Origin of the sequence: Candidatus Accumulibacter meliphilus (assembly GCF_036625345.1) — a bacterium.
In the GTDB taxonomy this organism is placed as follows: Bacteria; Pseudomonadota; Gammaproteobacteria; order Burkholderiales; family Rhodocyclaceae; genus Accumulibacter; species Accumulibacter meliphilus.
Window position 1 is genome coordinate 13,178 of record NZ_JAZKTZ010000013.1, and the last position, 21,190, is coordinate 34,367.

Annotated in this window: 17 protein-coding genes and 1 pseudogene; 9 read left to right on the top strand and 9 right to left on the bottom strand. The window is 63.7% G+C overall.

Annotated features, from left to right (window positions below):
* Nucleotides 1–3 precede the first annotated feature (3 nt).
* From V5B40_RS21140 to V5B40_RS21150, 3 genes are all read right to left on the bottom strand, one after another.
* Nucleotides 4–276 (bottom strand): ribbon-helix-helix domain-containing protein, encoded by a 273-nt coding sequence (locus V5B40_RS21140; protein WP_169065687.1) that lies wholly within the window; start codon nt 274–276, stop codon nt 4–6.
* Nucleotides 277–440: 164 nt separating this feature from the next.
* Nucleotides 441–1,610 (bottom strand): aminopeptidase, encoded by a 1,170-nt coding sequence (locus tag V5B40_RS21145; protein WP_332356413.1) that lies wholly within the window; start codon nt 1,608–1,610, stop codon nt 441–443.
* Entirely contained in the window at nt 1,591–2,271 is a 681-nt protein-coding gene (locus V5B40_RS21150; protein WP_332356414.1) for an alpha/beta fold hydrolase, read from the bottom strand. The genes V5B40_RS21145 and V5B40_RS21150 overlap by 20 nt, the downstream gene beginning before the upstream one ends.
* Before the next feature lie 197 nt (nt 2,272–2,468).
* Between V5B40_RS21150 and V5B40_RS21155 the strand changes: the two genes are divergently transcribed.
* Both V5B40_RS21155 and V5B40_RS21160 read left to right on the top strand, forming a co-directional pair.
* Entirely contained in the window at nt 2,469–3,947 is a 1,479-nt protein-coding gene (locus V5B40_RS21155) for an aminoacyl-histidine dipeptidase (protein ID WP_332356415.1), read from the top strand.
* Entirely contained in the window at nt 3,944–4,156 is a 213-nt protein-coding gene (locus V5B40_RS21160; protein WP_332356416.1) for a DUF3820 family protein, read from the top strand. The genes V5B40_RS21155 and V5B40_RS21160 overlap by 4 nt, the downstream gene beginning before the upstream one ends.
* Nucleotides 4,157–4,201: 45 nt before the next feature.
* On the opposite strand, the gene V5B40_RS21165 is transcribed toward V5B40_RS21160, so the two are convergent.
* The gene (locus V5B40_RS21165; protein WP_332356417.1) at nt 4,202–6,583 is read right to left on the bottom strand and encodes a 2OG-Fe(II) oxygenase; all 2,382 of its coding nucleotides are present in this window, start codon (nt 6,581–6,583) and stop codon (nt 4,202–4,204) included.
* Between the two features lie 151 nt (nt 6,584–6,734).
* Here V5B40_RS21165 and V5B40_RS21170 point away from each other — a divergent pair, with 151 nt between their 5' ends.
* The 5 genes from V5B40_RS21170 to V5B40_RS21190 all read left to right on the top strand — a co-directional run bounded on the left by V5B40_RS21170 (nt 6,735) and on the right by V5B40_RS21190 (nt 10,987).
* On the top strand, nt 6,735–7,127 hold the full coding sequence (locus V5B40_RS21170) for a hypothetical protein (protein WP_332356418.1): 393 nt from the start codon (nt 6,735–6,737) through the stop codon (nt 7,125–7,127).
* Between the two features lie 75 nt (nt 7,128–7,202).
* The gene (locus tag V5B40_RS21175) at nt 7,203–8,381 is read left to right on the top strand and encodes an MFS transporter (RefSeq protein WP_332356419.1); all 1,179 of its coding nucleotides are present in this window, start codon (nt 7,203–7,205) and stop codon (nt 8,379–8,381) included.
* 202 nt (nt 8,382–8,583) lie between these two features.
* Entirely contained in the window at nt 8,584–9,045 is a 462-nt protein-coding gene (locus V5B40_RS21180; protein ID WP_332356420.1) for a hypothetical protein, read from the top strand.
* Nucleotides 9,046–9,159: 114 nt separating this feature from the next.
* Nucleotides 9,160–9,933, top strand: coding sequence for a hypothetical protein (locus V5B40_RS21185; RefSeq protein ID WP_332356421.1), 774 nt, complete (start codon nt 9,160–9,162; stop codon nt 9,931–9,933).
* A 37-nt stretch (nt 9,934–9,970) separates the two neighbouring features.
* The gene (locus V5B40_RS21190; protein WP_332356422.1) at nt 9,971–10,987 is read left to right on the top strand and encodes a phospholipase D-like domain-containing protein; all 1,017 of its coding nucleotides are present in this window, start codon (nt 9,971–9,973) and stop codon (nt 10,985–10,987) included.
* Nucleotides 10,988–11,068: 81 nt separating this feature from the next.
* Here the strand turns inward: V5B40_RS21190 and V5B40_RS21195 are convergent, their stop codons facing one another.
* Complete coding sequence (locus tag V5B40_RS21195; protein ID WP_332356423.1) at nt 11,069–12,238, bottom strand: NnrS family protein; 1,170 nt, start codon at nt 12,236–12,238, stop codon at nt 11,069–11,071.
* 247 nt (nt 12,239–12,485) lie between these two features.
* Nucleotides 12,486–13,196, bottom strand: a complete 711-nt coding sequence (locus V5B40_RS21200) for an RluA family pseudouridine synthase (RefSeq protein ID WP_332356424.1) — start codon at nt 13,194–13,196, stop codon at nt 12,486–12,488.
* Nucleotides 13,197–13,435: 239 nt separating this feature from the next.
* Between V5B40_RS21200 and V5B40_RS21205 the strand changes: the two genes are divergently transcribed.
* A complete protein-coding gene (locus V5B40_RS21205; protein ID WP_332356425.1) occupies nt 13,436–14,263 on the top strand; it encodes a crotonase/enoyl-CoA hydratase family protein in 828 nt (275 codons plus the stop codon).
* Between the two features lie 22 nt (nt 14,264–14,285).
* Nucleotides 14,286–15,224, top strand: coding sequence for an AEC family transporter (locus V5B40_RS21210; protein ID WP_332356426.1), 939 nt, complete (start codon nt 14,286–14,288; stop codon nt 15,222–15,224).
* Nucleotides 15,225–15,560: 336 nt separating this feature from the next.
* On the opposite strand, the pseudogene V5B40_RS21215 reads toward V5B40_RS21210, so the two are convergent.
* The 3 genes and pseudogenes from V5B40_RS21215 to V5B40_RS21225 form a co-directional block, all read right to left on the bottom strand.
* A pseudogene (locus V5B40_RS21215) lies at nt 15,561–16,322 on the bottom strand (ISNCY family transposase); the annotation flags it as partial.
* Between the two features lie 78 nt (nt 16,323–16,400).
* A complete protein-coding gene (locus V5B40_RS21220; protein WP_332356427.1) occupies nt 16,401–16,979 on the bottom strand; it encodes a hypothetical protein in 579 nt (192 codons plus the stop codon).
* A 29-nt stretch (nt 16,980–17,008) separates the two neighbouring features.
* Entirely contained in the window at nt 17,009–21,190 is a 4,182-nt protein-coding gene (locus tag V5B40_RS21225; RefSeq protein WP_332356428.1) for an eCIS core domain-containing protein, read from the bottom strand.

The following is a 21,190-nucleotide window of genomic DNA, read 5'->3' on the forward strand; positions in this document are numbered from 1 at the left end:
CAACTACGAATCCTTCACTGGGGTCGGCCACATTTCTTCGCGTACTGTGGCGCAGGCCTCGTCAATCGCTGCTTGCAGGTCGTCAGGGTCGATATCAGCGTTGCGAGCTTTCATGCCTTGAACCGCCTGGTCGAACATTCGCCAGCGCACGGCGTCCTCGATGAACTTGGAAAGGTCGCCCTTGCGCATTCCCTGAGCCCCGAGAAAAGCCCGCAAGGCGAGGTCCGTTTCTCGCGAGAAGGTAACGGTTAGCCGCGTAGTGTCTTCGTTGGCCATTGGCTCTCATCCGTGTATAAGCATCTATCCGCTTAAGAGGATAGCACCCTGTCTGGCTATCGGGAAGCCTCTGCCTCGGTCGCTCCACTCCGAAAGGCTCGCCTGTTGCGTGTAACGGTGGACAGGGAGGTCGCGCCAAGGACTGCCGCGGATCAATGCTCTATTCACTGCGCAGCGCTCTTGCCTCTGCTGATGCCTGTTGTGGCGGGAACGATGACCGTTACGCGGCCTTGTGCCTGCCTGGCTTCATTGGCTGCCGGCAGGAGCTGCATCAGCGCCTCATGCCGCGCCGCCTTGTCGAGCGCTGCCAGGCTGGCGACGCGTTGGTAGAACTGCGGCAGATCGTAATCCTGCTGCGCGAGCAGGGCCTCGAAAGCCGGCACCAGTTCGTTGTAGAGGGCGAGCGATACCAGTTTGGCGTTGTTCAGGTCGTCGGCAAAGAACCGGTCATAGCCGGCATAGCCGCCCCAGCCGGCTTTCAGTTCGGCGTAGTCGCGCCGCAGGTCGTGGAACAGCGCCGCCTTGGCCGCGCGCTGCTCGACGGTCGGACGAGTGCTGTCAGCACCGTCAGCGTCATACAGCGCGCGAAATCTTTCGCGATACGCCTGCATCAACGCCGCAAAGGCCGCCTTGCGTGCCCGCTGCGTCTCGAAAACGGCGCGCTGCTCGGGTGCGGCGTTTGCCGCCAGCCAGCGGCGCATGCCTTCATTTTCCACGGCGGTGGCGAAGGACTCGTTGAACAGTGAGTCGTCCTTCACGAAGAGCTGCTGGTGGGCCAGTTCGTGAAAGATGATGCGTGCCACTTCCGGCGTGCCGAAGCGCAGGAAAGTGTTGAGCAGCGGGTCGTCGAAATAGCCGAGCGTGGAGTAGGCGGGGACGCCGGCGACATAGGTGTCGTAACCTTGCTCGCGCAGCTCGACGGCGAGCTCTTCCGCTTCGCGCTGCTCGTAGTAGCCGCGGTAGCTGACGCAGCCGACCATCCACAGGCACCAGGTCTTGGCCTGCAGCGACAGTTCGGGCGCGGCGAATACGTTCCATACCACGTAAGGGCGACCGAGGTCGGCGTAGCTGCGATAGCTGTGGTTCTCGGGCAGTGCCAGTTCGCGGCTGGCGAAGTCGCGTATCGCTTGCGCCTCCTGCAACTGGTTTTTCAGGCGTGGGTCGTCGGCCGGGTCGTGCAACAGCGCGTCGATCGGTGTGCTGGCACGCATCACGGCCAGGTGTCCGCCGACCGCCTGCGCGTAGTAGCCGGCGTTGCCGCAGCCCACCAGCAAGGCTGCCAGCAGTGGTAGCAGCGGCAGCCAGTGTGCGTTTCTACGTAGCCTGTTGAGCATGCCGAAAGCGACCCGTCTCCAGAAAAGACACGATCTGTGCCGCACAGGCGCGTGAGGCGAGCATCTCCGAATGCGCGACCGGCAGGGTGATGAAGTCGGCCGCACCGGGCAGGCGTGTTTCCGCCACGCTGACGACGCCATCATTGGGCTGTGGCAGGCTGGGGACGATGCGCCCCAGGCCGACGCTGCGCGTGCCGGCAAGTATGCCGACCGGGACCGCCGACGGCGGCAAGACTCTTGTCGTCGTCGGCCGCGACAACCATTCCATGATCGAGCGGCCAAGCAGCGTCGGCATTCCGGCGACCCTGGCCAGCCGCCGCGCGCAGTGACTGTCGAGGCTGGGCGTGCCGAGCAAGACCGCCCGGCGCAGGCGCGGGTCGGGCGCCTGCGCCAGGAGGTCGAGGATGATCAGGCCGCCCATGCTGTGGCCGACGAGGTGGATCTCGCTGGCGCTCGTCGCCGCGATAAAGGTCTTGAGCGCCTGCGCGTTCTGCGCCAGTGTCGCGCGCACGCTGGGGTAGCCGAAGCGTCGCGTGCGGTAACCGTGGCGCTGTAGCCAATGGCTATGCAGACTGAACACGGCGGCTGGCGTCCACAGGCCGTGCACCAGGATGACCGTGGCCTGCGTGTGTTGATCTCGAGACGGCGTGCTGTGCTCCAATCCTGGCTCCTGTGGGGCGTCGCTGTTTGCCAATTCTACGGCTTCGGCAGGGGGGCGTCCTTGAACAGCGAGCTTCGGGCAGGGCGCGGACGTGAATTCGGAGGCAAGCATCAGGCTTCAGGCTTCTGGAAGCGCAGGCCAGGAGCGCGTATCCTGCACACCACACATTTCCTGGCGCCAAGACGTGCGCATCCGCCATGACCAACACCCTCCCTGGAAGTATCGACCCCGTTTTCTCCACCCTCGAGCCGGCAGCCGTCTGGGCGCATTTCGCGACGCTGTGCCGTATTCCGCGCCAGTCGAAAGCGGAAGGGGGCTTGCGCGACGAGATTCAGGCCTGGGCGCTGGCCAGGGGACTGTCGGCGACGGTCGATTCGGCCGGCAATCTCCTGCTCCGCAAAGCGGCCAGCCGCGGCATGGAAGAGGCGCCGGGCGTCGTTCTGCAGGCGCATCTGGATATGGTCTGCCAGAAGAATAGCGACACCGTGCACGACTTCTCCCGCGATCCGATTCAGCCGCTGTGCCGCGATGGCTGGCTGCTGGCCGAGGATACGACGCTGGGAGCCGACAACGGCATTGGCGTGGCCCTGATCCTGGCCGTCTTCGCGGATGACTCGCTGACGCATGGAGCGCTCGAAGCGCTGCTGACCGTCGACGAGGAAGCGGGCATGGGTGGGGCGCACGGCCTGGAGGGCGGCTTGCTGCAGGGGCAGCTGCTGCTCAACCTGGATACCGAGGAGTGGGGCGAGTTCTACCTCGGCTGCGCGGGTGGTATGGATGTCAATGTGCATCGCGAGGGTCGCGCGGAAGCTCTGCCGGCCGGTTTCACGGCTTGGCGCATCGATCTGCGCGGCTTGCGCGGTGGGCATTCGGGTATCGATATCGACGCCGAGCGCGGCAACGCCATCAAACTGCTGGTGCGCGTGCTGCGTGATCTGGAGAGCCGCTTTCCGCTTCGCCTGGCAGCACTGAATGGGGGGTCGGCTCGCAATGCTCTGCCCAGGGAAGCCTCGGCGACGCTGGTCGTGCCGGTCGGGGATGGCGATGCCCTGGCAGCCCGCCTGGTGGCGTGGCAGTCCTTGCTGCGCGATGAATTGCGGGGCGTCGACGAGGCGCTGGAAATCGATCTCGCCGCGGCCTCGGTTGCGGAAGTGATGTCGTCTGACGATCAGTTCATCTGGCTGGCGTCGCTCGCTGCCGCGCCGCACGGAGTGCGCCGCCGGAGCCTGAGCGTTGCCGGAGTGGTCGAGACCTCGAACAACCTCGGCATGGTCAGCATCACGCCGAGCGGTGGCGGCTGCAATTTCATGGTCCGCTCGCTGATCGAGAGCGGCAGCACCGCCCTCGCTGACGAGATCGTGGCGCTTTTCGCCCTGTCGGGAACGGCCGTCGAGAAAGCCGGCCACTATCCGGGCTGGACGCCGAATCCGGCTTCGCCGCTACTGGCGCTCTGCCAGTCGGTCTACCGGCGGCAGTTCGGCGCCGAATCGACGGTGCAGGTGATTCACGCCGGTCTCGAGTGCGGCCTCATTGCTGCCCGCTACCCGGGTCTGGATATGGTCTCCTTCGGGCCGACCATCCGCGGCGCGCATGCGCCGGGCGAGCGTGTCGAGATCGCTTCCGTCGGACGCGCCTGGCAACTCCTGACGGCAATCCTGGCGGCTATCGGCGAGTGAACGCCGACGACCTGCAACTGCTGCTGACCTGGAGCATGCCCTACGGCAAGTACAAAGGCCGTTTGATCGCCGACCTGCCGGGCAATTACCTGAACTGGTTCGCCCGCGAAGGATTCCCGCCGGGCAAGCTCGGCCAGCTCCTGGCGCTGATGCACGAGCTCGACCACAACGGCCTCTCCGGATTGCTCGACCCCTTGCGCCAGCGCTGAGGCGACGGGGCCGGGCTGCGGGCGGGGCAGTCGAGGCAGAGGACTTCAGGATTCGGGCGGCGCACTGCGCAGGCGAGCCTGGTGTTCGAAATCCTTCTGGCGCTGCGTTCGCCGCCGTTCGTAGCTCGCCTGGTTCTTGGTGCACAGCAGACCATGCGGACTACCCTGGCGCCGCGTTTCGCGGTCCAGGTCGCAGCCATGAGTGCGAATCGAATTTTCCACGTGCTGGCGGTGCGTTTGGGCGGCCTTGAAAAGCCAGAGCTGACGGACGGGGTCGGCCAGAAAGGCAGAGAGCTCGGCGCAATACTCGCAGCGGCACGCAATATGACTCGCGCGGGTGAAATCCGTCGGTGCTGCCAGCGGTTCGGCGATGCGTTTTTCGAGATGCGCCAGGCAGGCCGCCTTGAGGCGTCGTGTCGGAGGCCAATCAACGGTGGCGGCTTCCTGGTTGAGCTGCAGGGCAGCGGGTACGAGGGTGGTGTCGAGAGCAAAAACCTGGGGCCAGGCGAGCAGGTGGTCGACGGCACGCTCGCCCATCGCCAGCATGCCAAGACGGCACATGGCGGTAAGCAGCTTGGTGACCAGCGCCGTGGTGATAGGCTCGGGTCGTGGCCAGACTTCCGGTCCGGGTGTCAGGGCCGGGTCGCCCGGCAGTGCGGCGAGCAGGGCTGCCGCTGCAGATTCGAGGAGCACGCCGGGCTCGTGGCCCGCGGCGGAGCTCGAACAGCCGGCGGAACTCTCGGCAGGAGAAAGGCGGATGGACACGCGTTCGAGCAGTTCAGCGCAAGCGTCGGCGTGGTAGGCCGTGTTACGGGCAAGGATAGGTTCGAGTAGTTCGCCGACTTGCCACGCTGGCAGCAGGCTGCTGGCTTCGGCGATTGCATCATTGTCGTCACGGCCGTAGTGGCCATTGGCGGTGACGCTGGCCAGGAAGGAGGCGATGGCATTGCTGTCGTGTAGCTGGCTCAGGCTGGCGAGCATACTTGCTGCCCGCGCCGGAGCATCGCTGGGGGGCCAGCGGCGCTTGCGCCAGTCGTCGCTGTTGGCGATCAGCAGGGTCGCCAGCTGGTGTGCCTCGTTCCAGAGAGCGGAGCCGATCTCCTCGGCGCCTGCGGCCCAGCGCTGCGCCAGATCTGCCAGGTAGGGCAGCGAGACGTCCAGGCCGCCGCCAACGATGACCTGCAGCCGCCCGGCTTGCGGCCAGAGCACGAAAGCGGCCCGCCGATAGCTGCGTTCGAAGCTGGCGCCTTCGTTGCCGGTGGCTTCCAGGAACATCTGCTCGTCGGGCTCTTCGTCCTGCAGTGCATCCGGTGGGCTGAGTTCCTCGTCCGTGAAGCTCAGGCTGGCGAGCGGCGGCCGGCTACCGTCGGGCGCCTGCCAGTCGGAAAGCGTCAGCGAGCGCTCGAACACTTCGCCGACCTCGAAGTTGTCCTCGTCTGCACTCTCGTAGTCGCCATAACGGCTGTATCGTGACGACCGGCTGGGATAGGTGAACTCGGCGCTGCCGCTTTCTTCGATGGTGAGCAAGGCCAGATAAAGCTCACAAGCAGCACTTCGGGCCGCGGCGGCAAGCACTGTCGCCATCGCCGCATCGGCGTTCTTCAGGCGTGCGAAACCGATCTCGGCGGGAGTGTAGGCATGCTCCAGCGGATAGACCAGTTTGTCGAGGGGATAGTCTGATGGGTCAGTTTCCGGCGCCGACGTGTTGGCGGCCTTGGCCCAGCGATGGAGCAGGTCGCTGATGCCCTCCTGCTCCGCGTCGTAGGCCGGCGGCTCGGGCAGGCGGCCTGGCCCCTGGCGAACAAGGTTGTAGATCAGGACCAGGCGGCAGCCAGAGGTGACGGGACGCACTTCGTGTTGGCAGTCGGCGTAGAAGGCGACAAAGCCCACCTCGGCGCTGTCCGCGCAGGCCAGGTCGAGGCAGACTTCGCGACCGCGATGGCGGATGAGCAACTCGCCGCCGGTGTAGATCGACGGCAGGACGATGGCCAGGGTGGCGAACATCCCCGGCACTTTTTCCGTATCCCGGTGGCTGAGGAAAAAGCTGCCCGTGTCATAGACCAGCATCTTGTAGAGTTCGGCCGAGACGGGCTCGCTCACTCCCAGGCCGGCGGTGCAGCGGGCAACGATGGCCGACAGGCTCTGCTGCCAGTGGCGCCCGTCGATGCGTATATGATCCGGACCGATCTGCCAGGTGCGCCGGACGTCGGTGTCGATCAGCGTGTCTGTGCCGCGACCGTAGGGGGCTTGCTCGGCGACGGCGGCAAGCTGCTCGGCCTGTGCCCGGAGGAGCGGCAATGAGATGAGTCCGACACCGGCGACCGCGATCTGCGGGGCAAAGATTTCACTCCTGCCAGTGACATGAAAGTCGCCCGGGCGGCGCACGGTTTGCAGGATTCTGGCGAGATCAACGGTGATTGGTGTCATTGAAGTCAGGCCCTCGAGTGGGTTCTTGGGGTTTTCGCGGCCAGCGCGCAACGAAGGCTTGCCGCTGGCCGCCGTGTCTTGTTCGCGGAGGGGGATTCCCGTAGATTCCGCACAGGTCCCTCCACTAATCTCGCTACAGCAGGGGAGTGTCGTGATGCTTGCCTACCTTGAAAGTGTTGTTCAGACCTTGTCCCAGTTGGGGCCTTCCTGGCAAGCGTATTTCGAGCTGCACGAGAAATGGATGGTCAGTGCCGTTTTCGCGGCGTTCACTCTAGTCAATTCCCTCCGCATTCTCGCCTACATCCCTCAGATCCTCAAAGCGGCCCGTGACGAGAACGGCGCCACGGCAGTTTCCTGTCTGACCTGGGGACTTTTTCTGTTGTCGCATTTAACCACTGTCGCCTATTCGGTCGCTTGTCTTGGCGACCTGGTCATGGCGGTGATTTTTTTCGGCAACGCGCTTGCCTGTCTTGCTATCGTCGCTGCCACAGTGCTGACCAGGCGTCGATATCGGAAGGGCCAGCTTTCCGGAGCCAGCGCTTGAGAGGCGCTGCTCCAGGCCCGGCACACAGCACATGGCGCTTCCCCGAGCACGGATTTTCATGCCACGATTGCCGCCATGACTACCGCATCCCCCCTGGGCGATACCCGCGCTGCCTGGTTATTGGCAGGAGTGGAGTTTTTCTTTGCGCTGAGTTGGGTGGTCTACGTCATTTTTCTTCCCGAACTACTGGCGCGCGGTGGTATCGACAAGCACTATCTGCCGTGGATCATTGCCGCTGACCAGTTGATCTTTGCGCTGGCCGACTGGTGGATGGGGGTGGCCGTCGATCGGGCGCGTGCAGCGTTGCGCAGGATCGGGCCGATGCTGGTGCTGCTGTCGGCGATTTCGGCGCTGGCGATGCTGCTGATGCCCTGGCTGGCCGCAACGCCGGTGTTTTTCCTGTTGGCCATCGGCGTCTGGGTGGCGACGTCGTCGGCCTTGCGGGCACCGCCGTACGTGCTGTTGTCGCGCTACGCCGGGCGGGTGACGCTGCCGCGCCTGGCCGGCATCCAGTTGCTCGGGCTGGCGCTGGCGTCGGCGTTGGCGCCTTACCTGGCAATCCTTCTCAAGGGAGTGGATGCGGCGCTGCCGTTCCTGCTCAGCGCCCTGGCAGTGGCTGCTTCCGCGCTGGCGCTGGTCTATGTCGAGCGGCGCTTGCCGGCTGCGGCGCCGACGCTGGCGGCAGCAGAGGCCTTTCCGACAGCGGGCGGCGCGGTGAAAGCCTCGTGGGCCTTCCTGCTGTTGCTGGCCTTGTTGCTCGCCTTCGGCCAACAGGTGCACTCGGTGCTCAACTCGGCGGCACAGTTCAAGCGGCTGGCGGACCCGGCGCTGCTGCCCTGGCTGATGCCGGTCTTCTGGATCGGCTTCAGCTTCGGTCTGCTCGGTGTCGGCCGCCTGGTGCGTGCGCGTGGCCCGCTGCAGGTGTTGCGGGTGGCGTGTCCACTCGGTGCGCTGGCGTTGGCCGGCACGGCGCTTGCCGTTTCGCTGGCGGCCTTGCTGCTGAGTCAGTTCGTCACCGGGATCTTCTGGGCCGCCATCCTCTGCGCTTCCATCGGTCTGGCCGCCGAGAGCGGCAATCCGCTGCACACCGGCCGCCATACCGGCGCCTTGATGGCGACACTGGCGGTGGCGGCTTTTTCACGCATCGGGCTGGCGGCTTCTGGCGGCGCAGCCGCTGCCGGGGCGCAGGTGCTCGACTGGTTGCCGGTGGCCCTGTGGTGTGTGGTCGCGGTGCTTGTACGCCGCATGCGTTAATGTGAAAGTTGCGTACCTGAGGGTACCAGAGCGTGCCGGAGAGGCGGAAAAGTAGCGCCGGCCGGGCGCTGGAAAAACCTGTCGTTCTCCTGCCGGGAAAGCAACAGGACAACAGGATGATCCCGCGCTCGTCGGGCTGTGTATAATTTTCCGGCAGTGCGTCACTGCAGAATGCAGCAGGGGAAAGGCCGAACCAAGTACGATGGAAGAGACTTTGTTGGAGTTGTGGGCTCTCCACTTCATCTACCTGAAGCAAAGCGCCAGCGCCCTCGTTCCGGTGACCATCTGCGTCGTCATTCATGCCCTTGGAATCGGTCTCGCCCGTTCCTTCTACCGACGCTTCGAATTGTTGGGGCGCCATTTCCGTGCCTTTGGTCGTTGGCTGGTTGTCGTGGGCGTCGTCGCCATCATGCTGGTGACCCACTGGGTAGAGGTACTGGCGTGGGGATGGTTTTATCTGCTGATGGGCATACTGCCGAAAGGCAGGGAGGCCGTGCTCTTTTCGGTCAATGCCTACACCACCCTGGGCAGTTCGGGCATCACCCTACCGCACGAATGGCAGGGCGTGTCGGCATTTGAAGCGATGACGGCGATGCTGATGTTCGGCTGGTCGACGGCGATATTGGCGGTCATCGTGCAGAAGCTCCACAGCGTGGACGAATAAACGAGTAGGCGAGTAGGCGGTGATCCCGGCGCGCACGAAATCCCGCGCTACCGGTCGAGTGAAGTCAATATAATCGGCAGATCAGCTTCTCGAACATTCCGGAGGAAACACGATATGTCAAAAGAAAGACCAAGCGTCGGCGTCGATGGCACCGCCTTACCGATTCTTCCCCCCGACCGTGATCCTCGCTTGTGGACCCGGCTGGTACGGGTGATGTTCTTCACCCCGGGCTTTGTCGCATTGCTGTTGATCAAGGCCGGCGAGCCCGCCGCATTCGGGGTCACCATCGAACTGCTGTTGCTTTCCTGTGCAACGGCGGTCGTTGCAGGACTCTTCATCGCTACGCAGGCAGCGAGTGGAGGGGCCGACACGCAGTCGCAGATCAGTCTGTGGTGTGGGGAACTGGTCATCGCATTCCTGTCTGTCGTTCCCTTTCTCTGCGCATTGCCAGCCTTGTTTCACCAGCTGGCGAACAGCACGCTGCTGCACGCCAAGGCACCCGGTGCCGCGGATATTGCGCTTGGAGCCTCCGAACTCATCCCCTTTGCTGCCATCCTGCCGTTCATGATCTACCAGCTGTCCGGCTTCGGCGTTCTTAGCTATCTGGTGTCCAAGACGACCAACTGGCTACTCAACCTGACCATGCTCGCAACCATTCTCGCCGCATATGTGGCCAATCGCACGGCGCACTTCCACGCCGAAGAAATGTTCACCGGCTTCCTCGTCATTTTCATGTCGATCACCGTGTTTTTCGGGATTCGCAAGCTGACGAGCATGCAGGAGGAATTCTCGGCAAATGCCCCAGCCAAGGAGCCCAAGGAGCCCAAGGAGCCCAAGGAGCCCAAGGAAGCCAAAGAACAAGCGATCTCCGACGCTTCGCCAAGCTGAGGATTCGCCGCACATCATCTGAATTCGAGGAGGTTTCATGGCTGCACGCTCGCTAATCGTAATGCCCGACGACACGGGCAAGCCCATCCTGGACGCCATCGAGGCGGCGCAGGAATCGATTCGCATCAAGATATTTCTGTTTTCCGAGCCGACGCTGCTGGCGGCGGTGATTGCCGCACATCAGCGTGGCGTCATGGTTCGTGTGATGCTGAATCCGGCCCGGCGCAGTGGCGAACCCGAGAACCAGAAAACGCGTGAGCTACTGGAGGAGGCGGGTGTCGCGGTGCTCGACAGCAACCCGGCAATCGACGTGACCCACGAAAAGTCGATGGTCGTCGATGGCGAGCTGGCATTCATCCAGTCGCTCAACTGGGAAACGCGGAATTTCACCGAAACCCGCGACTACGCGATTGTCACGACGCATCGCCACGAGGTGGACGAGGTCGTGCAGTGTTTCGATGCCGATTGGGAGCGCCAGCCCTTCGATCCGGGCCAGGACTCGCATCTTATCTGGTGCAACATCAATGGGCGAAACCGGGTCGCGCAGTTCATCGACGAAACGAAGGAAACCCTGTTTTTGCAGAACGAGCGCTATCAGGACGAAGTGATCATCGAGCGTCTGGTGCGGGCGCTTCGCCGCGGCGTCAAGCTGCACATCCTGGCACGCCCGGCGCACACGCTGAAGAAAGGAAAACTGGTGGAAGGCGTCGAAGGCCTGCGCATCCTGCAGGATATCGGGGCCAAGGTGCACAAGCTCAAAGGGCTCAAACTGCACGGCAAGATGGCCTTCGCCGATAGTGCGCGCGCGCTGATCGGTTCGATCAACCTGGCGCCGGGCAGCTTCGACAGCCGCCGCGAACTGGCCATCGCTGTGCATGATGAGGATGTCGCGAAGCCTTTGCGCCAGGTCGTTCATCATGACTGGGAGCATTCCACGCCGGTGGATTTGTCCGATGAAGGTTTGCTCGCCGATCTCAAGGACATCGAAGAAGAAGCGAGCAGGGAACTGGCGCTGAATCACCACGTTAACGGTGCTCATCACAAGCACGGATGAGCGTTACATCGTCACCGCCGCAGAAGTCCTGCGGCTGACGGCCGGCAAGCCTACAGCACGCACGATGTCGGCGCGCTTCGCTCAGTGTTCCCTGCCGTCGACCCGTGCTTGCAGCAGGTAGGGGATGTAACGCCAGCCGAGAATCGCGAAGCAGCTGAACCAGCACGCGGCGGCGAGATCGATCCAGCGCAGGTAGTTGGCCGGATCGATCTGCGGGATGACGATGCGGATCACGAAGCCGGCAATCATGATCCACAGTACGGCCTTGTCGAGACCATCGAAAACGACTTTCCGGCCGGTGTGACCGTTGACGATGCGGATCAACATGGCCGGGATGACCAGACCCATGGCGCCGAAAGTGAAGACGTGCATCGGTAGCGAGCCGACCCAGGCCGGCTGCGCAACCAGCGCCACGAACTCGAGCAGCAGTTGCGCGACGATCGCCAGGTAGCCGAGATACATGATGCCGATGTCCAGCCGGCGCAGCGCCAGCTGCGGCTTCCAGAAGGCGAAGCGGACGAGCAGCAGCAGCGCCAGCAAGAGGCCACTCCATGCCGAAACGGGGGCAGGCAGCAGGCTGGCAAAAACCAGTACCACGGCGAGCATCTTGATGCCGGTGTCGAGCACTGCCTTGCGCAGGATTTCGGCCTGCATCGCGTTCTTCATGAACTGCGTCAGCGTCCTCTCGAGCATGACCAGAAACGCCACCCGGAAGAGGGCCAGGGCCATGCTCGCGCCGGCCTGAAAATGCGCTTCGCTGAGCAGCAGGTTCTTGGCAACCAGGAAGAGCGGCAGGATGATCAGGAAGAAGTAGTTGTCGCGAAAGGAATCGCTCTGCCGGTGGCGGATCAGCGACCACAACAGCATGGCGACAATCGTGGCCAGGAAGAGGTTGTTGGAGAGGCGGAAGAGTAGCGGCGGCAGGGCGCCGGCAAACCACATGCCAGCGCGTTCGAGCAGCCAGGCGCTGACCAGCAGGATCAGCGCCGTGCCGTGGTAGCCGCGGATCTTCACCCAGTTCTTGGTCGAGGTGAGCAGGAAACCACCCATCACTGCCCAGCCGAAGCCGAAGAACATTTCATGTGCGTGCCACTGGGTCGGCGAAAATGGTGCTGTCGGTGCCGCCGGTGCCGCCAGAGTGCCCGAGAAGAGCAGTGCCCAGAGGACCGGCAGGGTCAGCCCCGACAGGCAGGCGAGGGCGAAGAACGGTCTGAAACCGACTAGCCAGAGGGGTTTATCCGAAAACCGCATGTTCAGCTTGCCTCGATGTAGGTGTTGCCTGGAAATGGCCGTTTAATGTGAAAGTCGCGCAAGCGACTCACGAAGCTCCCTTCTCCCCCTGCGGGAGAAGGGCCGGGGGAAGAGGGGGAAACGGTCATGACCTTCATGAGGTGGGGTGTCTCCAGCAGTCATGACCGTTAGGCAGACGAGTAGGGTGCCGACCGGCGCGCCTCGTCAGTCGGGGATTGTCGCCTGGCGGACAGCGCCTGGCTTTGATCTAGAACGGGGCCGGGCACAAAAAGCGCAGCGGCTGGTCGCTCTCGGGGTGGGCGAAGGCCAGCACCTCGGCGTGCAGCATCAGGCGTGTGTTCGCCACCGTGAGTTCGGCGCTGCCGTAGAGCGCGTCGCCGATGATCGGGTGGCCGACGGCCAGCAGATGCACGCGCAGCTGGTGCGTGCGCCCGGTCAGGGGAACCAGTAGCAGGCGCGAGCGCTTGCTGCTTGGGTCGTGGCTGAGCACCTGGTAGCGGGTGAGCGAGGGCTTGCCGGCGAGCGGGTCGACTTTCTGGCGCGGCCGTCGCGGCCAGTCGGCGCTCAGTGGCAGGTCTATTTCGCCGCTGGCCGCCGGCAGCCGGCCAGCGACGAGTGCGACATAGCGCTTGTCGACCTGGCGCTCGGCGAACTGCTTGCTCAAGCGCCGCTGCATCTCTTTTCCACGTGCCAATACCAGCACCCCGGAAGTGTGCATGTCGAGACGATGGACGACCAAGGCATCGGAGAATTCGGCCTGCACGCGCCTGCTCAGACAGTCCTGTTTGTCTTCGCCGCGACCAGGTACCGCGAGCAGGCCGGCCGGCTTGTTGACCACTAGCAGCGCCGCGTCGCAGTAGAGGATCTCGGCTGCGCCGGGGCGTAGGTCGGAAGCGATGGCGGCGGTAACAGCGGTGGTCGAGGTCGAGTGCATGCGCGAGTAGGGAGGGTAGGGCAAGGCAATGATTGAATGGGCCGAATGGGCCGAAGGGGATGAAGGGGATGAAGGGGCCGAAGGGGACGAAGGGGGCCAGTGAGGGGGCCATTGTCGCGCCAATTGGCCGCCGACGGCGCGAGCCGACAAATCAATTACACTGCACGGGCACGTGACTGCGACTGCGATTGCGACTGCGGCGCCCCGCCAGGAGTACGCAGGAAGCGCTTCGACCAGGTAATCATCACTTTCAGGAGAACCGCTTGAGCACTGCCATTCCAGAGTTGACGACCATGGCCATCGTGCTGAACGAGGGGCTTGCCGAAATCACCCTGAATCGCCCGGAGCGGTCGAACGCCATCAATCAGGCCATGTGGCAGGAACTGCGCATGGCCTTCGCCTGGGCCGACGAAAGCGATGAGGTACGGGTGGTGATGCTCAGCGGCGCCGGGCGGAATTTCTGCGCAGGTATCGATCTGGCGATGCTGGCTGGCGTCAGCGAGCGCGTCGCGCATCGCGACCCGGCGCGCGGACGCGAGCTGCTGCGCCGCGTGATCCTCGATTTGCAGGATTGCCTGTCGAGCGTCGAGCGTTGTCGCAAGCCGGTGCTGGCAGCGATTCACGGCGCCTGTATCGGCGGGGCGATCGACCTAGTGAGCTGTTGCGACATGCGCTATGCGGCCGCTGACGTACAGTTTGCGGTGCGTGAAATCGACGTCGGAATGACGGCTGACGTCGGCACCTTGCAACGACTGCCGCGCCTGATTCCGGACGGCATGGCACGCGAGATGGCCTATACCGGGCGCAAGGTCGATGGCTTCGAGGCCAAGCTGATCGGCCTCATCAATCAGCTTTTCGAGACTCCGGAGACCTTGCTCGACGGTGTTCGCCAGATCGCCCGGACGATCGCCGCGAAGTCGCCGCTGGCCATTCGTGGCAGCAAGGAAATGCTCAACTACGGACGCGATCATTCAGTCGCCGACGGCTTGAACTACGTGGCCACGTGGAATGCGGCGATGCTCATCTCGAGCGATCTCCAGGAAGCGATGACCGCCATGCGCGAAAAGCGTCCGCCGTGCTTCGGCGAGTGAGGCGCGCGCCCGGTCGGCGGTAATGGAGACCTTTGTCAGCCATGTCGGGCTGGCCGCGCCGCTGTTTGTTCTGGTGCTCGCCGGCTACCTGCTGATGCGCGGCTGTGGCTGGCCGCCGTCGATGTCCGAGAATCTCTCGCGCTTCGTCTTCTCGGTGGCCTTGCCGGCGATGCTTTTCCGGATGATGAGCGACTTCTCTAAGTTGCCGCCGGTCGACGCACGTTTGCTGATCGCTTTCTTTGGCGGTTGCCTGATCGTGTTCGTGATCGGCCGCCTGGTCGCCTGGCGCTTGTTTGCACTGGACGGCGTCGGGCAGTCCGTATTTGCCCTCGGTGGCGTGTTCTCGAACAATGTGCTGCTCGGTCTGCCTCTGGCCAAGGTCGCTCTCGGCGAGGCGGCCGTGCCGTCGGTGGCCCTGGTGCTGGTGTTCAACGCGCTGATCCTGTGGACCCTGCTCAGCGTGTCGATCGAATGGGCGCAGCACGGCAGTTTTTCGCTGCACGGCTTCGCCAAGACGGCGCGCGGTGTGCTGACCAATCCGATCGTTGCCGGCATTCTTTCGGGAGCATTGTTCGGCCTCACCGGCTGGCCGCTGCCGACCCTGCTGGCGCAGCCGCTTGGGATGCTGGCGCAGGCAGCGGCGCCGCTGGCGCTGATTGCCCTGGGCATGGGGCTGGCAGAATACGGCGTGCGCGCCGGCTGGCAGATCAGCGTTGCCATCTGCTGCCTGAAGTTGATCGTGCAACCCCTGGTGGTCTGGGCGCTGGCCCTGCTGATTGGTCTGCCGGCGATGGAAACGCAGGTCGTGGTGCTCCTCGCCTCGCTGGCCGTCGGCGCCAACGTCTATTTGATGTCGCGTCAGTTCAAGACGCTCGAAGGGCCGGTGGCCAGCAGCCTGGTCCTGTCGACGGCACTGGCGGCGCTGAGCACGCCGCTGCTCATGACCCTGACCGGAAGCTGAGAGCCAGGGCAGATATTCCGCCGGATGCGCATTGGGCGTGAGTGCCTTGGTGGTGACGGCAAGGTTATTGGCTGCGGTTTGCTGTGGCGAAAGAAAGCGCAAATTTGGCGGCAACCATTGGCGGCGGAATTCGCTTACATAATGCCTGACCGAAAACCCCGGTTTTTGGCGCGCGCGCCGCCTTGAAAACCTCGCTTGGTAAGGATTTTCTCGTTCGTCCCGCGTTGCGCTGGCAGACTTCAGTCGGTTGCGAGCCATAATACGCGAGTGTAATGGTGTTCGAGCAAGCCGTTCGGACAGCGGCCGGAGTGACTGCATGGAAAAACGCTTGGCGGGCTATGCCGCCATTTTATGGGGCCTGTCGCGATCTGCGTATCGGGTTTTGCGCTTCGCCCGCCGATTTTCCCGTTCCCTCAGGATGGCGCCAATGCGATGGATGTTCCTGGCCACTACAGCGAGCGCCACGTAGCGTTTGAATCCGTAAATCCCATGATCCGGACAGTAATCAAGACCATGGACCTCCAGTGCGTTGATCGCCGACTCGACCGCCGAGTGCTGACGTCGCGCCTTGACGAAATCCTCCGCGCTTTCCGCAGCTTGTGCCTGTTGCGACAGTTTGCCCTTCCGCGGTAACACCACCAGTTTCAAATGCGCCTGTAGTTCCTGCTGGTTTGCCGGTGAGTGAAATCCTTTGTCAAAACTACAGGCCTCCAAGTTGGCAAAATGCTGCTTGGTCGCTTTGACCATGGCCACTGCGACCTGCTCGTCCGTCTGCCTTTCCATGACCTGATGATGCAGGATGAAGCGGTGCTGGTCTTCCATGACGCAGACCCGTAAACCCAGTTCGACCGGCACGCCGGCTTTGCCTTTGCTGATCCATTCCGTGTGTGTCGCGAATACCGAAAAGACCTTCTCGGCATGCGGAATGGTTTCTCCCAGAATGACGCGCCGCCGGGTCTGGTCAATCTGCCGTACGGCATGTGCGATGAACTGTTCGATCTCGAGTTTGGCTGCCAGATGCTCAACGCCGCCAGCACCGCTACACGCAGAGGTCTTGCTCAGCGTCTCCTGTGCCTTGTCCAGGTAGGCTTGGGCTTTGGCCTCCTCGTCGATGGCGCAGACAATGACTTGGTGTAGGGATAGGAAGACAGGTTGTTGATTAAGTCCTGTAGGCTGCTAGGTTCCGACCTGCTGGCAGCCTTGCGGCCCTGCCTCATGGCGCTGGCTGCTGGTCCGGGTGATACCAGCAATATCCGCCAACGGTGTGCGATGCCCCAGGTCGCGCCGCATTTCGACGACGAGTCTACGAAAACCGGATTGCATCGCATCGCGATCGACGCCACTTTCAATCGCCCGCTCCAGTCGCTGGCGCGCATCCATGACCTGGCGATTGGCCAGCAACGCGATATCGACCTGCAGTGACTCCAGTGCGCTGGCCTGTTGTGCGCGTTCGCTTGCTGACGCCGCGCTCAGCAGGTTTTCGTAGTGCTCCAGCAGTCCGCGATACAGCTCCAGCCTTGCATCGAACAGGCGCGCCCGCTCACCGCCGCGCGCCGCTGACTTGATCGCACCGCTGATGATCAGCGCGCCGAGCAGAACCACCGCCAGCGATGACAGCAGCACCAGCCGCAGCGTGTCATCCAGCGCCATGACCAGCAGCCATAGCTGTTGCAGGGCCGCATAGCCACCGTAGAAGATCGCGGCGATCACCGCCACCACCAGTAATGCGCCACTCAAGGTCATGATCGTTTTCATTTTGTGCTCCTTTGTCTGCATCAGTTCGGTTATTCATCAAGGAAGAAGGTATAGGAGGCGTTGACCTTGCCATACCAGTTGGGACTGTTGCGGTTCCACCAGCTCGGGTGACTGTCGGTGGCGGGATCGTTGTAATCGGGGGCAAAGCCACCCGACCATGACGAGGTGTCGGTATGCTCCGGCCCCCAATAGCTGGACACCTGCCGATTCCAGTCGGCGTTGGCGGCTCGATCATTGCGGTGTCCGGTTTGGTTCCAGTAGCCGGCCGCGCCCTCGTGTTGCGAATCGTCATGCCCCATGATGGCCGGGCCCCAGCCAAAGAACGGGTTGCGCGTGCCCTTGCCATGGCGGCGGCGCGCGCATTCGAAGACGGCCGCGGTCTTGCGGAATCTCTCGTCACCCAGCGCCGCACTGAACCAGTTGGGGTCGGCGCGGACCTGCTGCGCGGTTTTGTAGCCGGTCTGGATGGCATGAGTCTGCGAGTGATCGCGGTCGATGGTCTTGATCATCACCGCCCAGCCGCTGGAGCTGTCCTTCTCGATATTGTTGCCGAAGCCGAACAGCGTGCGGCGGCTGGTGTTGGGGACGATGCGCTCCTTGCTGGCCTCGACGAACGAGAACTTTTTGTAGGGATCGTTCTCGTGGCTCTGCCAGGTGCGCACATCGTCGTTCCACGCATTGACGCGGTTGCCGGCGGTGCTGCGGCTGACGCTCTCAGTGTTCATGATGAACTGGTACAGGTCGCCGGGGCGGAACCAGCCGCTGCTGAAGTCGGGGTGGATCTTGGCCTCCGCCAGGGTATCGCTGCCCATCAGCGCCTGCATCTGCGTCGCCAGCTCGTCCAGCACCTGTTCCATCGGCCGTGGGTTGGTGGAGCTGTCGCCCTTGATGGTGTCGATCTCGTTGGCCAGCCGCTCGACGTTGCCCAGCGCCGTCTGTTTCTGTGCCGACAGGTTGGGGGTGGCGCGCTTGAGCGTGATCCAGCGGCGGATATCGACCGGATCGCTCTGCATGATCAGCTGCGCGCCGGCGCCCTGGCCCTGGAAGTGCAACGAATGACTCTCGCCGCTCTCGGTGCGAAAGTTCTTGCGCAAACGCCACCAGTCGACCACCGACGCCACCGCGTTGCGCCCCATGTTGAGCAGCGAACTGCCGGCGCTGACGGCTCGATCCACCAGCCAGCTCAGCGCGCGGTCGACCAGCGCGCGCACGCTCTCGATCATCTCGCCGATGCGCCGGCCGATGCCGCTCAACCCCACCTGGTTGGCGAGGAAGCCGATGGCCACCGGCATGCCCTGGGCGAGCGCGCCCTCCAGGTAGTTGGCGGCGCCAGCAACGCTGCCGCGCGCGATGTCGGCGACGCCGGAGACGAAGGAGTTGACGATCTCCAGCATCTCGCGCAGGTAGCGGATGAAGGATTGCACCGCGTTGTAGAAGGCGATGAAGCCATTGATAACGGCCATGATGCCGGTCGGGTCGAGCATGCTGAGCAGGCGCGTGACGACACGCTCGACGATGCGCGTGACGACCCAGTTGCGCACCGATTCGAGCACCGTATCCCACAGGCTGCTCAAGCGCTCCTGGATGTATTCCCAGATCGCCACCGGGCCGCGCGTGGCGACATCGCGCACGAAGCTCCAGATGCCGCTGAGGCGATCGATCATGCCACGGATGCGCGCCACCCGTTCCTCGCCGATGCGCTCGGCCAGCTTTTGCCAGATGCGCTCGACGGTGATGCCGAGCACCTCGAGCACGAAGCCGAGGATGGAGCGGAAGCTCAGATCGGTCGGCGGGTTGACGTTGGCCTCGCGCAGCTCGCTGAACAGCCAGCCGGTCAGGCCATTCAACAGGTGTTGCAGGATATTGCCGAAGAACTGTTCGAAGCCTGTCTTGACCGCGCGCAGCAGATTCTTGAGGAAGCCGATGGGGTCGCGCTGGATGTCATCGATGGCCTGCAACGCGCGCGTGATGATGTTGCGGATCAGGTCGATGGGGAAGTTCATAACCTCCATGATGACCTCGATGACGATGCGGATGATCTCGCCGACGAAGGCGACGAGGCGCAGGATCGGTGCGCCGAAGATCGCCATCAGCCTCGCGAATGCTTCCAGCGGCGCCGCCAGATCCTGTAGGCTGAAGGCATTCCATGCCCGCGCGAACAGGCCACGGATGTACTCCCAGGTGAAGTTGAGTACCGCCATCGCCGCCTCGATGCGCGCACTCATGCGCGCGATGGCGCCGCTCTGCTCCATCTCCTGGTACTGCTGCTCACCGTTCTCCATCAGGCTCAGGAAGCCGCGGATGATGTTGGGCGTGGTACGTTCCGCCGACTCCTGCGACAGCGGATCGCGGCCGAGGATGACGCTAATCAGCGGGTAGCCGCGCACCGTGTGCGCATAGGCGACGAGGCGACCGATCAGTGCATCCTTGATGAAGCCGAGTACGGCTACGGCGATCTCCCAGACAAAGGCGAGGATGCGCCCGACCGGGCCGGCGAAGATGTTGTACAACTCGACGAACAGCGCCGGCGGGTTGAGCAGGCGCTGGATGGTGACCGCCTCCCAGGCAGCGCTGAAGGTTTCGCGAATTACCTCCCAGGTGATGTTGAGGCGCTCCACTGCGCCATCCAGCCACTCGGCCGCGCGCTGCAGGCTGCCGCTTTCCTCCATCTGGCGCAGCTGCTCCTGACCGCTTTCCGACAGCTGCATGAAGCCGCGTAAAAGCGCGACCGGGGTGCGCTCGACGGCCTCGCCGGAGATCGGGTCGCGCCCCAGGATCACCGTCAGCAGCGGGTAAGCATTGGTATGCTCGCGGATAAAGCCGATCAGCGCGTTGACGACATAGTTTTTGATGATGCGCAGCAACTCGCTGGCGACGTTGATGGCGAAGCGGCGGATGCGCTCCAGCGGGTCGAGGAAGATGTTGGCGAAGCGCTGCATCACCTCGGGCAGGCGCGTCACATCGGAGATGCTGAGGCTGCTCCAGAACGCGGCGAACTGGCTGGCGATCTCGCTCGGGCTGAAATCGAGCGCCAGCAGTTCGTTGTCGAGCCACTGCGCCGCCTCGGCCAGCGCGCCTTCCTCTTCGAGCTTCTGCTTCAGCGACTCGCCGTTGGGGATGATGTCGAGACCGGCCTCGATGAAGTTGCGGCCGTTGCGCTCGACGCGCCCACCGCTGATCGGGTCGCTGCCGTAGACCACCGTGAACAGGCGGTAACCCGGCATGCTGCGCACGAACTCGGCGGCGCGCTCCTTGAGATAGTTGACGGCATCACCGACCGTCTCGCCGACCCATTCGACGGCGCTGCTGACGGCGTTGGAGATGGCGCTGATAGGGTTCCAGAAGCGCTGCACACGCGGCGTGGTGGCGCTGATCTCGCGCTGCGCGGCGCGCATGCCGCCGCGTTGCTGCACCACGTGGGTGGTTTCATGCGCCATCAGGTGCAGGTCGGATTGCGACTGCCCCTCGCCGAGCCAGATATCGTTGCCGTGGGTGAAGGCGCGCGCGTTGATCGCCGCGGCGGCCTGGTTGGCGCTGCTGTCCTCATGCACGCGTACGGTCGACAGGTCGGTGCCGATGCCGGCCTCGAGGCGTGAGCGCACATCCGGGCGCAACGGAGCGCCGGCGGAAGGGCTGTGGATGGCCTGCGCCGCGGCATGCGATGTGGTCACCTCGCCCTTGGCCTGCAGCGGCTCTTCCTCGGGCAGGCGTTGCAGCGGGTGGGTCTGTAGCGCCCCCGCTTCCTCGGCTTGGCGCTGGATGAGGCGGGCCTGACCCGGTTCTTCCTCTTCTTCCGGCTGGCGCTGCAATAGCCCGGTCTGGGCCGGCTCCTCTTCCTCGTTGTCCGCCTGACGTTGCAGCAGCCGGGTCTGCACCGCCTCCTCATCTTCCTCATTGCCCTGCGCCTGGATCTCGCCCTGCTCGCGTTCCTCGCGGTTGTCGACCTCGCTGGCGCAACTCACCGGGCTGGAGAAATGGCTACCGAGCGGGCTGATGTCGGCCACCGCGCGGTTGGCGACGACATGGTCGGCGACGCGGTCGGCCTCGCGCTCAAAATGATCGTTGGGCTGACCGATGCGCAGCTTGGGTTGGATGATGCGGCGAATCGTGTCGAGCTGACGGTCGACGCTTCTTGATTGGGGTCGGTGTAGCTGCCGCCGGGCGCCAGTGGCGGGCTTTGATTTGTTATCTCTGACCGAGAAGGTTTTCAT

Bases quoted from the DNA above. Each gene is read 5' to 3' on its own strand.
- V5B40_RS21140 (WP_169065687.1), bottom strand. From the start codon at position 276: ATGGCCAACGAAGACACTACGCGGCTAACCGTTACCTTCTCGCGAGAA.
- V5B40_RS21185 (WP_332356421.1), top strand. From the start codon at position 9,160: ATGTCAAAAGAAAGACCAAGCGTCGGCGTCGATGGCACCGCCTTACCG.
- V5B40_RS21180 (WP_332356420.1), top strand. From the start codon at position 8,584: ATGGAAGAGACTTTGTTGGAGTTGTGGGCTCTCCACTTCATCTACCTG.
- V5B40_RS21210 (WP_332356426.1), top strand. From the start codon at position 14,286: ATGGAGACCTTTGTCAGCCATGTCGGGCTGGCCGCGCCGCTGTTTGTT.
- V5B40_RS21225 (WP_332356428.1), bottom strand. From the start codon at position 21,190: ATGAAAACCTTCTCGGTCAGAGATAACAAATCAAAGCCCGCCACTGGC.
- V5B40_RS21175 (WP_332356419.1), top strand. From the start codon at position 7,203: ATGACTACCGCATCCCCCCTGGGCGATACCCGCGCTGCCTGGTTATTG.
- V5B40_RS21145 (WP_332356413.1), bottom strand. From the start codon at position 1,610: ATGCTCAACAGGCTACGTAGAAACGCACACTGGCTGCCGCTGCTACCA.
- V5B40_RS21165 (WP_332356417.1), bottom strand. From the start codon at position 6,583: ATGACACCAATCACCGTTGATCTCGCCAGAATCCTGCAAACCGTGCGC.
- V5B40_RS21190 (WP_332356422.1), top strand. From the start codon at position 9,971: ATGGCTGCACGCTCGCTAATCGTAATGCCCGACGACACGGGCAAGCCC.
- V5B40_RS21220 (WP_332356427.1), bottom strand. From the start codon at position 16,979: ATGAAAACGATCATGACCTTGAGTGGCGCATTACTGGTGGTGGCGGTG.
- V5B40_RS21155 (WP_332356415.1), top strand. From the start codon at position 2,469: ATGACCAACACCCTCCCTGGAAGTATCGACCCCGTTTTCTCCACCCTC.
- V5B40_RS21195 (WP_332356423.1), bottom strand. From the start codon at position 12,238: ATGCGGTTTTCGGATAAACCCCTCTGGCTAGTCGGTTTCAGACCGTTC.